Genomic DNA, 12,620 nt, shown 5'->3' with positions numbered 1-12,620 from the left:
AGTCCCTCAGTCACGACACCGCAAATGAACGTACCAGATCCCTTTGAACGCTGAACGATCAAGCAGCATGATGGCTGTTGCTACAGCAGCGAGTAACTGAATCAACATCTCAAGGAGTGGCCTGCGACCTGACATGATGCACGTTGACTTCATTGTGCATCGTGTAAAGACGGAATCGTTCGCCGTCAAAGATCAGCATCCCGCTCGACTTATTCTCGTTCGTCGGCCGAAGCGGGTTGCCAGCATACTTCTTCCAGTGAATCAGATCATCTGAAACGGCCAATCCTGTTGACCAGATTGATGGCGTGCCGGGATCTTCCGATTTATGAGCCCCGTGAAAGACTGCGTAGTAGCGCCCCTTGTGTCGGAAAATCTGGTTGAGAGCAATCTGATTGAAGTCATACTCTTCGGGTCCCGGTTCCAATACCGGTTCGTCTTTGACGTTGGTGAACACCTCGGTATCTGACGATGTCGCCAGCCAGACTGCCCGATCCCCACGTTCGTAGAACAAGTACCACTTGCCGTTCTCAAACCAGGCAGTCGGAGTTCCATACGGGCCATCGGAAATCGGTTCGCCGTTGACCTTGCGCACATCCAGCCGCCGCACTCGCTGCCACGAAACTCCATCGCGCGACGTGAGAAGATGCGCCTGGTCTTGTGCCCCTTCCGCGAACATATAGTAGATCCCCTCATGGGGAATGATGCAGACATCTTCGACCCAATGTTCCGAATAGATGGGGTTTCGGGAATCCCGCTGCCAGACGTAGCCATCCGTGGACGTGGCGTAGCCCAGCTTCTTCTGACCCGGGCGGGTTCCGTCGTAGCCGGTGTACCACATTTTCCATTGGTTCCCTTCACGCAGAATCCAGCCCCGTTCCCGAATCTTGACATCCCAATGCCCCTCCCCCGCTCCGAGGAACAGAGGGTTACGCGGGTCAGACTCAAACTGAGTCAACTCGGGAGGAAATTCCTCATCAGCGTAGACGGCACCCGCGATCCAAAGCGGTGAAATAAGCAGGCAGGCCAGCATCGCAAAACAGCGCAGCGACGAGCGGACCGGACCCAGAGACTCAACGGCCCCTAACTGGCTTGAATTCCCTCGGGCACTGTCCATCGATTGGCCTTTCTTACGCGAGCAAGGTTATTCCTGAATTTCGCTGTAAACGTGCTGTGCCCCCGCCAAAACGATGCATCCATCACACGATGCAAGCAGCCGAGCGGCCTCGAGTGGGTCTTCCAGCGGTGTCATGAATGACCGTTCGACGAGTTGGCTGTCGAGACGACTGAGCAAGTAAATTGAAGCCCAGTCTGCAGCGGAAGCGATTTGTGATGCCGATAATACGTCCGGCGGTGCAGCATTTCGCAGGGGGCGCAGGGCGGCTTTGGCCGAACGACTGTTGCCGATCATTTCGATTCCTGCCCCCGGCTCTGCGGCCAGATCGGACAAGACAATGATGCGGCCACCCTGAACGACCAGTTTACGAGCCGCTTCCACCGCCGCGCCGAGATCATCCCAGGAAGTCTCGTCACCCGAACCGGGGATAGCGACCAGTGCTGTCTCGCCCCGTTGATCGAGCGTCACGCGCCAATGTTCGTCCAGCAGCTTTCGGCCTTGTTCTGCGACCCGGTCGGTGCTTCCCGCCAGAATGGCTGACATTCCCGCATGGCTTCGCGAAGGAAGCACCTGAATGGCGAACTGAACCCCCAGCAGCCAGGCAATTTCATTGACCAGTTGCCGCAAGGGACGTTCATCGTCCGGCCCGAGTTCCTGGTGCCCCTGTCCGAGCGACTTTGCAAACGCGTCCGGAGTCGACAAGCCAGGATAGAAAGCACTGGTCAGTTCACGTCTGCCGAGCATCGCGTCAAAGCCAAAGCGCCCGATCGGCAGCACGAAATCGGCGTCCAGAACATCTCGTGACAGATACAGTCGTTCGCCCGCCGCACTGGAAGCCAGATAGCCGGTGGCGTCAGCCACGGTCGGATCGTGGATTTTCCACGTCACCTGATCTCTCACTTCGGGCGGCAACAGTCGCCGCGGGTCGGCCAGGTTACGCTTCAGCATTGATGCAGGCTGAAGAATCAGCACACTGGAGGGGTTGATCCCGGCCGAGGCAAACGACGACCAGATTCCACTGATAATTTCAGCCCCGGAAGGGACACCGCGATCAAGCACGATCGTCACGCGGTCATCGGGGACAAGAGCCAGTTCCAGCGCGGGAAACTCGATCGGCTGACGTACGCTTTCTCTCGCCGCTCCAACGGGATCGGCCAGCGGTTCAGGCCCCAGTCCCGAATACAAAATACGGTTATCAGGAAGTTCGCTTTCCCAGCGTTCCAAGGCTCCGTAGTCGAGCGTGATCAGCGTCATTCCTCAACACTTTCGTCGTCCGCAGTCAATTTCACTCATTCAGGCAAACTCACTGGGCGGGCATTCATTGTTCACCCACCACGCAACCTGTTCAACCCGTGTCATCCGTGAGCTGTAACACTCGCGTCAATCTCGACTGGCGGGGAACCCCGGGTCAGTTCCCGTTCATTGCCACGCTAATTTGCCGCAGCGGGTTCGGACCGAACCAGCAGTCCCAGGTCGACCAGCTTGCTTCGACACTCATCTCGTTCACGACAGCGGGCCAAGTCAACCCATGTCGGATCCTGAACACTCATGAAGTCTGCTTCAGTATACGGAGGTGCCGAATTGGTTGCTGCACCACGCGCCGTCAGTCGCTGGATCACCTCACGCTCCAGTCGACTGAGCGATGATCCACCGATGCGATAATCCTCGAACGCTTCCCAGACCACGGGGAACAGGGGGCGGATAATTTCGCGCCCGATGGTCGTCGCATACAACCGGATTTCCTGCTGAGCATGCGAGTCCATTCGGAGCGCGAGAAAGTGCAGCAGGTTGTGCAGATCGACCTTCCAGTAGGCTTCAGTATAGGTCGACAGCGGCAGATCCTTACGGGCTTGCTCACGCGCCACCCCTGCCGACAAGCGGTCTTCATACGTCTGGCGAGACAGATCCTGAAGTTGCCGTTCCGCCTCTGTCAATTGCTGCCCAACCTCGATCGGTAAAGACTGACCACTCCCCTGCCGATTCTGAGTCGCCTGGGCTCGCCAGGACGAGGGATCGGTGGTCTGCGCCGAGTCGATCGCTTCGGAATAACGGGTGCTGTACTCATTGACGTTGGCCATCCGATGCCGAATCCACTGGCGCCAGCAGTCCATGGGGACGCGGACCAGCAGCTTGACTTCAGCCATTTCAAACGGAGTCGTATGCCGATGTCTCAGCAGATATCGAATCAGCGAACGATCATCGGAAACTCGTTTCGTGCCGGCGCCGTAGCTGACCCGCGCAGCCTGTACGACAGCGGAGTCGTCACCCATCACGTCGACGAGGCAGACGAAACCATCATTGAGCAACGGGAATTTCTTCCATCGCAGTTGCTCCATGGTTGACAAAGTTTCGGACATGAGAGGAATCCCCACTGAAAACCAGCCCAAGGACAGCCACAGGCCGGACGTATTCTTTCAAATTACTTCTCTAGGCTCGGCGAGGGCCATCATGATCACACCGACGAACCAACCGATTCGACATTGACGGCGTGCTGGCGTTTACTGCCCCGGGATCCACGCCAATTCTCAGCAAAACGTTCACATGGTACAAAGTCCAGCGAATCTGGGCTTCGTGACCCCTGGCATCTTCGCTGAAGGGCATGAACAGGCCTCCCGGCCCCACTCGCCCTTCTCACAACCGTACGGACATCGCTCGGCAGAAGTCGGGAACTTGTATGTGATCAGACGGTCGAATTCTACCAAGACGAACCTCTTCACATCTTCAGCAACGAGTCCCCAGCAGCTTCCAGACGACGCAACTTGAACAGCGGGAGTTGTATGGAGCCGGCGGCCTGAATCTCGATCCACCCTCCCTTCCTCGACGTGACATCGCTTGGGACTGAACGGATTCCCACTCCGCAGGATTCGGGAACACGATCCAGGACACCATTTCAGGACAGGCACTGCCGCTTGACGACGGGAGAATCAGCGTGTTAAAACCATTTTTGCGTGAATTTTTTGATCATGGGTTGTCATGGCTTCAGTGATCCTCCTCATTTGGCTTTATTCTCTATGTGGATCGTCCGATGACCTGGGTGACAATTCGAGTCCTCGAAGGTATGGAACAGGGGCGGGTCTATTCTCGCTTGCCCCTGCCAATCTCGGTCGGTCGTGAGGATGAAAACAACATCCAATTGAATGATGACCGGATCAGCCGATTTCATGCAAAACTGCAGGATCATTCCGGTCGCGTCATCCTGACAGACCTCGACAGCACGAATGGAACACGCGTTAATGGCCATGCGGTCCAGATGCGGGTTCTGCAACCGGGTGACATCATCGCTGTCGGGCGATGTCTACTGCTCCTGTCGGAACAGGAAGATAGTGATCTAACCCCGATCGGTGGTGCAGACCAGACGTTTTACGCGGGCAGCGGCATTACCTACGACGACAGCAAGGATGACGACTGCGAGTTTTTCGCACCGTTGCCACGCTCACCGGAAGAACCGGTTGAGCCATTTCAAAAAGGCTGCCCGGAACTTCCGATTCGGCTCGACGCGCTGCAGCGAGTTCAACTCTCTGACCTGCTTTCTTATGTTCACGAGCAGATCGGCCGTGTCGTCAGGAATTCCATTCAGGAAATTGAGAACCCTTCTCCCGAAGAACTGGTTTTGGACAATCCCCAGGAACGCGTTTTCCGCTGCGACTGGGAAAACTGGTCACATCTGGTCGCGCTGCACGCAAAGCTGGCAGAGTGCGTTTGCGCCGTCAACAACCCCGATCATTCGTGATGGACTCGGTCGTTCGAGTCGACCTCAATGGTGATGTGCGGTCCTCTATGTCACACCCTTCGCGCATTGACCGCCGACAGTTCGCCGGAAGCCTGCTCGCGGCTACGAGTGCCGGTGTCCTGTTAACGACTTCATCGGGTGTCGCGGCAGAGGACGACAATCCCCCCTTGGAGAAACCTCCGCAGGATTCGCCGACTGAGGCCAATCAAGAAGAAAAGACGACTGAACCTGCTCCTGAAACAGCTCCTGAAAAGACTTACCCACCCCAGGAAATCCTTCTGCTCACCTGCCTGATTCAGCGTTATCCGAGCAAACATTTTGACGAGACAGCCTTGCAGGGAATCCACCGGGATCTGCGTGGCGACCTTGTACGAGGTCGGATTCTCAGTGAATTCCCCTTAAAAAACTCGGATGGACCTGGATTTGTTTTTCAGGCATTGCCCATTCAAAAATAGATGCCGACAAAGACCAGTCGGGCTCGTCCATTCCCCGAATCGACGAGTTGTCGCTGGTACTGTCACACGTGCGAGAACCCCATGATCGACGAAGAATATCGTCGGCAGAATCGAGCGGCCTGGGATCGACTGTCGGACGGAAGCCAGTTTGCCCATCGGGCCACTGATGAAGAATGCCTGGATCCGATCAAGACCCTGGACGGCCGTGGATGGCTGCCCAAGAGTGTCGCCGGAATGGACGTCCTGTGCCTGGCCTCGGGGGGCGGCTGGCAGTCGATTCTATACGCTGCCGCAGGGGCCCGTGTCACAGTCGTCGACTTGAGCGAAGGGATGCTGAGTCTTGATGAACGCGAAGCTGCTCGTCGCAGGCTGTCGGTGAAAACCATTCATGCGTCGATGGACGACCTGTCCATGCTGGAAGACCAGTCCTTTGACATCGTCCACCAACCGGTCAGCACATGCTACGTCCCCGATCTCTTACGGGTCTATTCCGAGATCGCCCGTGTCTGCCGCGATGGAGGCGTTTACATCAGCCAGCACAAACAGCCAACAAGTGCCCAAATCACTCATCGCAATGAACGCAATCACTTCGTGATTGGCATCGAATACTATCACGAAGGCCCCCTTCCCCGCACGGAAGATACGTCCTACCGTGAACGGGGCGCTGTCGAGTATCTGCATCGCTGGGATGAACTGGTGGGTGGACTGTGTCGCTCGGGATTCGTGATCGAAGATCTGCGGGAACCACGACGGGCCGATCCCAAAGCTCCCGTCGAGCATTTCGGCTACCGGGGCAGGTTCATCCCCCCGTACGTCCGTATGAAAGCCCGCCGACTGCCACGAACAACTCAGCCCGAACCCCGAACACCGCAGATCTGGATCCCCTGACGCGAACGGACTCCACTAAGTTCGCTCGCTCCGGAGGCTTTCCCCGACGTTGCCCTTCGTCCACGACTTGAAGGGGGCCAATACAACGCGAAACGTTCAAGTCTCTGTGGCGACACTTAAGGCGCTCAACTTGCGGGCTGAGTGCTGCTCGCCGCACTCGGAGCCGGAGGGGGCACGATTCGTTCCGGGGCATCGAGATAAGACTGCAAGATGACCTTGGCCGCCAGACTGTCGAGAGGCTGCTTCCGTTTAGACGGCGATTCACCCCGCATCCAGATCAGTAGTTCGGCTTCGGCGGAGGAGTATCGCTCGTCAATGTAGACCAGAGGGATTGATGTCTGTGCGGCCACCCAGGTCCCGAATTCGCGGACCTCTGCGGCAGCGGTCCCCTCTTCTCCATTCGTTCGGATAGGAAGACCGAGTACGATCCCCACCGCACGGTATTCCTGAATCAGTTCCCGAATGTACTTCAGATTTGCCGCCGGCTGCCGAACCAGCCACGTCTCAACCGGGACGGCGACCGTCTGATCGGAATTCGAAACAGCCACCCCCATCCGCTTGGTACCGTAATCCAACCCCAGTAGCGCTCCCTGCTTGGGCAACAGGGTTCGAGTCGGCTCAGTGGAAGGGTGATCGGTCATTACAGGCACTTGTCAAAGTAATAGGGCGTCTGGGGGACTCATCGAGGATGGGGCCTCAGCCATATGAACGTCGCCCCACGGACACTCCCGGCGGACCAAAAATCAGCCATACGGAGCGTTCCTGACAAGTCCCAGAGTCCAAGTTATCAGATTCCCCCCGCATGGTCATGCCCTCGGCGTTTCCCTTCGAATCGCACCATCTTAAAAAAACGGCATGGCATCACGAATAAATCAGCTCCGCACAGCTAAACCAGTTCTGCACCTCGACCTGAACCGGCGTGGAACACGCCGAATCCGTTCTGATACTTGACCGCAACTTGCGGGACAGTCCCCGACAAGCGAGCCCGAATGACGTCGACGGAATCTGGATTTCTGGCTACAAGTCTCCGGTGCAGTGGTGCGAACTCTCAGGTGCGGAGGCTCCGCGACTGCGACCGATTTTGGTTCGGCTCTCGCCATTCTTGTCTCAGATCAGGTTGTCATGGAATCGACACTTCATCGTGAACTTAAGCTGCTCTACAGCGGTTCGGCAGAAGACGTTGAAGTCCAGGTCGATGGTTATCGGATCGACGCCGTCGTTGATGGGACTCTGTTTGAAATCCAGCAGGCGTCGCTGGGCGCTCTTCGCAGCAAAGTCCGTGCACTTCTGGATCGTCATGAAGTCGTGGTCGTGAAGCCACTCGCCTCACGCAAACGACTCATCCGGCGTGCCAAAAAAGATGGCCCGGTGATCTCGTCGCGTTTCAGCCCGTTGCGGGAATCGATCTTCCACTTGTTTGAGGACCTGGTCTACTTCGTCGATCTTTTCCCGCACCAACGATTGACGCTGGAAGTGGTGCTGACGGAACAGGAAGAACATCGCATCAGTAAGGTCCGGCGGCGGCGATTCGGTCCCGACTACCGCGTGGAAGACAGACGCCTCGTGCAGGTGGTCTCGTCGCATTCGCTGCGTACCCTGGCAGACCTGCGAGCTCTGTTGCCGGTGACGCTGGTCTCTCCCTTCACCACCGAGGATCTGGCGCGCGAGGCGCGGATCCCCCGGTGGATCTCGCAGAAAATGGCCTATTGCCTGAGAAAAACCGGTGCCGTCAACGTCATCGGAAAGAGAGGCCGATCCATCCTGTACGAGCTCCCCGTTGAAAAGCTGACGAAGCGAAGAACGCGGAAAGCTGCCTGATCGGATCATCCCATCAACCGGCCTGCGAGCGCCGGCAGAACTGTCCCCCAGGCCTTCTGTCTGAACGGGACATGGCAGAAACGAGTCTCTCGCATTGAACGCGATGTGCTGCGAGAATACGTTGCTGACCAATCTGCAAATTGAATTTTTCTGCGACGAAGAGCAAACGAACGAGACCCCCATGCGCCACGACCAGCGACAACCCGAAGAATTGCGACCGATCCGAGTTCAACGCCACTTTGTTGGAGCAGCCCCCGGCAGCGTGCTGATCTCTGCCGGCAAGACGACGGTGCTGTGTACCGCCAGCATTGACAGCACTCTTCCCCCCTGGAAGGCCAACTCCGATCCCGCCACACTTTCTGGCTGGCTCACCGCCGAATACTCCATGCTCCCCGGCAGCACTTCGCCACGAAAGCGACGCGAACGTGACAAGATGGACGGCCGCACGACCGAAATTCAGCGACTCATCGGACGCAGCCTGCGCTCAGCACTCGATTTCCGCGCCCTTGGTGCCCGCACGATCGCCATCGACTGCGATGTGCTGGAAGCGGACGGCGGCACCCGAACGCTGAGCATCACGGGGGGGTTCATTGCCTTGTGCGATGCCATCGCCTCGATTCGTAGCGAACTCCCTGCCGATCGCCCCGTCATCGAGCGCAGCATCGCGGCGATCAGTGTCGGCGTCGTCAACGGGACGCCAGTACTGGATCTGGATTATGTGGAAGACAGCACCGCCGAAGTCGATATGAACGTCGTGATGAGCGGTACGGGCCAGTTCATTGAAGTGCAGGGAACCGCCGAAGGCAAACCCTTCTCACGCGAATTCCTCAATCAGCAACTCGACCTCGCTGCAAAAGGGATTGAACAACTGACTCGCCTTCAGCGCGAAGCCCTCGGCCCCGACTGGCCCTCCTTCGACCCCTCCATCACGTGCTGAATCAGGAAAGCATTTGACACAGTGGGAACGTCATCGCGTGCCGGTCCACGATCAAGTGACAATCAAACCGCTTCGCTCCGAATCCGCGCCATTATGAACAACCCTTTGCGTGACGAGGTGACCAACTTTCGTCACGCGAAGGCCATTTGCACAACTCGTGGGCTTAATTCGCGGTCTGAAGCAGTACGATAATCGGCGCGAATTGGACTCGTTTGCTGCCGGTGTTGCCGGAGATATCCGAGTAGCTCAATCACACCGGCAGAGAAATTGCAGGGGTCGACTGGGGCGCGGGCATCTGCTGAAGTAGGATCTGATCCGGCAAAGCGAAAATTCATTGAGCGGAATGTTGACCGCAAACTGGGACGGGACACGCGAGGACGTTGAGCATGAAAAGCCAGGGACTGACGAAAACGGGACTTGATCGGCTGAATCGAGTTCTTTGCGGATATGTCGAACGGAAGGAAGTTCCCGGGTTGGTGGCGCTGGTGAGCCACGTTGACCAGGTCCATATCGAGGGACTGGGGACCATGTCGGTTGGCGAAGACGCTCTCATGAAGCGAGATACCCTGTTCCGGATTGCGTCGCTGACCAAACCGATCACAGCCGTTGCGGCCATGATTCTGGTGGAAGAATGCCAGTTGCGGCTGGATGAATCGATCGAAACGTGGATGCCGGAACTGGCGAACCGACGCGTCCTGAAGTCATTGGCATCGGAATTGGACGACACGGTTCCCGCCGCCCGCCCAATCACCTTGCGTGATTTACTGACCTCACGCATGGGGATTGGCAGCGTGCTGGCTCCGCCGGATACGTACCCGATCCAGAAGCGGATTCGCGAAGATCACATCGGCGGTGACCGCCCTCCTCTTCCGACGCTCATCTCGGGAACCGACGAGTGGTTGCAGAAACTTGGAGCCCTGCCCCTGATCGCACAACCGGGGGAAAGATGGATGTATCACATCAGTCAGGATGTTCTGGGCGTCCTGATTTCGCGCGTCTCGGGTCAGTCACTCGGGGACTTCATGCGTGAACGGATCTTTGAGCCTCTGGGGATGGAAGACACCGCGTTCCACGTCCCCGAGCAAAACCGGGATCGGCTGCCCACTTGTTACAATTTCAATCGCGAGACGCAGGAGCTGCATGTCTACGACGACGCTCAGAACAGTGCCTGGCATGCGGAACCGGCGTTTGAATCCGGCGGCGGGGGACTCGTTGCGACGATCGAAGACTACTTCGCGTTCACGCTAATGATGCTGAATAACGGTTGGCACGGACGCAAACAGATTTTGTCCCGCGCATCGATTCAGCTCATGAGGTCAGATCAACTGACGCCAGAACAACGAGCGGGGTCGGAGGTCTTCTTCGGCCGTCACGGCAGCTGGGGATTCGGTGTGGGAGTCGACATCTTCCGCGACGACATCTTCCGCACACCCGGCCGCTTCGGGTGGGACGGAGGACTGGGAACCTCGGCCTACATCGATCCCGCCGAAGGGATGATTGGCATTCTGATGACGCAAAGTCTGTTGCATTCCCCCACCCCACCCAAGATCTTCACCGATTTCTGGACGCTGGCATACGGAGCAATGGAATAAACCAATTCTCTATCACTGAAAACAGGGAACCGGAACTCGTCGTGCTTCGGCATCACGATTCAATTCATGAGCCAGTCCCTTTGACCCGCTTTGTTCTCGCATCTCAGTTTCCCCCTTTAAGAAGCGATTACCCTGATGAATCGTCGCACCTTCCTGACGACTGCTGTGGCTTCCACCGTAGGAAGCGCGATGGTCTCCGGTCAATCAGACAATCCTCGTAAACAGACCCGGGGTGTCGTTCTTTATCCGTTCGATTTGTCTCTCCGCGACTGGCCCGAGCGATGCGCTCAAGCCGGGATCAATACCATCGGGCTTCACGCGGCCCAGCGATTCAATGTTCTGATCAATTTTATTCAGAGCGACGCGGGACAGAGCTTTCTCAATCGGTGTCGACAACTGGGAATCGAAGTCGAATACGAACTGCACGCCGTCGGCGAACTGCTGTCGCGCGAACTTTTCTATAAAGATCCAACGCTGTTTCGCCTGGATGAACACGGGAATCGTACTTTCGATTCGAACTGTAATCCGTTCTCGAAAACAGCTCTCGACCTCATCGCGGAAGAAGCCGTTCGCATTGCGAGAATCCTCACGCCGACGACCCATCGCTATTTCTACTGGCCCGATGATGGGGCGAAATGGGACTACAGCGAACAAGCCAAAGGACTGAATGCCAGTGATCAGGCACTGATTGTCGAAAATCACATTCTGAAAGCCCTACGAAGGGAAGTGCATCCAGCGGCAACGCTTGCGCATATCAGCTACAGCCACACGCTCGCTGCTCCAACCCAGATTCGCCCGGAACCCGGCATCTTTCTGGAATTCGCGCCGTTCGCACGCGACCTAAATAAGCCGATCTCTGACCGGGAAGCCAAGACTCGCAGTACGAACCCTGACCCCAGCACCAATTTCGGGTATCTCGACATCCTCAAGAAGAATATGGACGTGTTTGGAGTCGAGAATACACAGGTCCTGGAGTATTGGCTGGACGTGTCGTTGTTCTCGCGCTGGACCCGGCCCGCCGTCAAAGTCCCCTGGAAAGAAGAGGTCTGCCGGTCCGATGTGGCGACTTACCGCCAACTCGGTGTACGAAACATTACGACCTTCGCCACGTACATCGACGCCGACTATGTCCAGAACCACGGTGATCCGCAGCCCGTCCTGAACTCGTACGGAAGAGCCCTGGCACAATAGCAGCCGGGAATCTGTTCGCAGCCACCGGCATCCCGACGATGATCATTGGAGTGCGTCTCGAATGAAGCCCACACTGTTTGTCTTTTTCCTCCTGATGAGTCTCATCGGAACCACAATCTCAGACTTTACGTTTCCCTGGTCGGATAAGCCTGCTCCACCAACGACGTTCAAAGCAAAGGTTGTGGGGGACCGACTTCACTTCTCTTTCGACGTCACCGACTCCGACGTGATCTGCAGTAAGGAGTGGAAAGGAGAATCGACAGTCGATCACGAGGATCGCGTCGAAATCTTCATCGCGAAAGACAACGACCTGCACGACTACTGGTGCATCGAAATCGATCCGGAAGGACGTGTCCATGACTACTATGCCCGGCATTACCGCAAGTTTGACAGCAAGTGGAACTGCCCCGGATTGAAAACGCTCGCTCGACGTACCGACCACGGTTATGAAGTCGAAACGAGTCTGCCGCTCGCGACACTCAGCGATCTTCTGGGCGAACCGATTCAAAGCGGCAGTCGGATTCGTATCGGTCTGTTTCGGGCCGAGTTCTACGGAACAGCCGAAGGTTCACGCGGCGAGGCGAACGACAATTGGATCAGTTGGGTCAAACCCACGACCCAGAACCCCGACTTTCATATCCCGTCCGCGTTCCGTGAATGGCAGGTTCCCTGAGGGGCGCGAGAGACGAAGTGAAAAGGGTGTCCCCTGCTCACGGGTGTCTCCAGTCAAGGTTTCGTCCGCGCACGAAGATCGCCGCTCTGCAACAGGGTAGTCACGCTCATCAAGTTGACCAGTCGATTCACGTGATGGAATTCGACTGTTAGGATGCGTTCGGGTCGGTATGGAACTGGCCGGGAGTCTGATTCGTTAATTTGAGCCGCGACAATGGAGATG

Annotated in this window: 12 protein-coding genes; 8 read left to right on the top strand and 4 right to left on the bottom strand. The window is 57.0% G+C overall.

All coding sequences use genetic code 11. The annotated features are described in order from the left end of the window. Positions 1–109: 109 nt before the first annotated feature. From ACGY09_RS19280 to thyX, 3 genes are all read right to left on the bottom strand, one after another. The gene (locus ACGY09_RS19280) at positions 110–1,114 is read right to left on the bottom strand and encodes a glycosylase (protein WP_397569031.1); all 1,005 of its coding nucleotides are present in this window, start codon (positions 1,112–1,114) and stop codon (positions 110–112) included. Positions 1,115–1,141: 27 nt separating this feature from the next. Continuing rightward, a complete protein-coding gene (locus tag ACGY09_RS19275) occupies positions 1,142–2,368 on the bottom strand; it encodes a hypothetical protein (protein WP_397569030.1) in 1,227 nt (408 codons plus the stop codon). 176 nt (positions 2,369–2,544) lie between these two features. Then, positions 2,545–3,471: an FAD-dependent thymidylate synthase gene (gene thyX / locus ACGY09_RS19270; protein ID WP_397569029.1), complete on the bottom strand. Its 927-nt coding sequence runs from the start codon at positions 3,469–3,471 to the stop codon at positions 2,545–2,547. Positions 3,472–4,139: 668 nt separating this feature from the next. Between thyX and ACGY09_RS19265 the strand changes: the two genes are divergently transcribed. The 3 genes from ACGY09_RS19265 to ACGY09_RS19255 all read left to right on the top strand — a co-directional run bounded on the left by ACGY09_RS19265 (position 4,140) and on the right by ACGY09_RS19255 (position 6,187). After that, on the top strand, positions 4,140–4,844 hold the full coding sequence (locus tag ACGY09_RS19265; protein ID WP_373653329.1) for an FHA domain-containing protein: 705 nt from the start codon (positions 4,140–4,142) through the stop codon (positions 4,842–4,844). 47 nt (positions 4,845–4,891) lie between these two features. Continuing rightward, the gene (locus ACGY09_RS19260; RefSeq protein WP_397569028.1) at positions 4,892–5,299 is read left to right on the top strand and encodes a hypothetical protein; all 408 of its coding nucleotides are present in this window, start codon (positions 4,892–4,894) and stop codon (positions 5,297–5,299) included. 81 nt (positions 5,300–5,380) lie between these two features. After that, positions 5,381–6,187: a class I SAM-dependent methyltransferase gene (locus ACGY09_RS19255; protein ID WP_397569027.1), complete on the top strand. Its 807-nt coding sequence runs from the start codon at positions 5,381–5,383 to the stop codon at positions 6,185–6,187. Between the two features lie 125 nt (positions 6,188–6,312). On the opposite strand, the gene ruvX is transcribed toward ACGY09_RS19255, so the two are convergent. Beyond that, positions 6,313–6,828 (bottom strand): Holliday junction resolvase RuvX, encoded by a 516-nt coding sequence (ruvX, locus tag ACGY09_RS19250; RefSeq protein ID WP_397569026.1) that lies wholly within the window; start codon positions 6,826–6,828, stop codon positions 6,313–6,315. Between the two features lie 481 nt (positions 6,829–7,309). Here ruvX and ACGY09_RS19245 point away from each other — a divergent pair, with 481 nt between their 5' ends. The 5 genes from ACGY09_RS19245 (at position 7,310) to ACGY09_RS19225 (ending at position 12,398) form a co-directional block, all read left to right on the top strand. Then, complete coding sequence (locus tag ACGY09_RS19245; RefSeq protein ID WP_397569025.1) at positions 7,310–8,005, top strand: hypothetical protein; 696 nt, start codon at positions 7,310–7,312, stop codon at positions 8,003–8,005. Between the two features lie 181 nt (positions 8,006–8,186). Further along, positions 8,187–8,942 (top strand): ribonuclease PH, encoded by a 756-nt coding sequence (gene rph, locus ACGY09_RS19240; protein WP_397569024.1) that lies wholly within the window; start codon positions 8,187–8,189, stop codon positions 8,940–8,942. 386 nt (positions 8,943–9,328) lie between these two features. Continuing rightward, entirely contained in the window at positions 9,329–10,534 is a 1,206-nt protein-coding gene (locus ACGY09_RS19235) for a serine hydrolase domain-containing protein (RefSeq protein ID WP_397569023.1), read from the top strand. A 135-nt stretch (positions 10,535–10,669) separates the two neighbouring features. Then, positions 10,670–11,725, top strand: coding sequence for a DUF4838 domain-containing protein (locus ACGY09_RS19230; protein WP_397569022.1), 1,056 nt, complete (start codon positions 10,670–10,672; stop codon positions 11,723–11,725). Positions 11,726–11,786: 61 nt separating this feature from the next. Then, entirely contained in the window at positions 11,787–12,398 is a 612-nt protein-coding gene (locus ACGY09_RS19225; RefSeq protein ID WP_397569021.1) for a carbohydrate-binding family 9-like protein, read from the top strand. The last annotated feature ends 222 nt before the right edge of the window (positions 12,399–12,620 follow it).

Source organism: Schlesneria sphaerica, from assembly GCF_044336245.1.
Classification (GTDB): Bacteria; Planctomycetota; Planctomycetia; order Planctomycetales; family Planctomycetaceae; genus Schlesneria; species Schlesneria sphaerica.
This window is presented reverse-complemented; position numbering and strand designations above follow the sequence as displayed.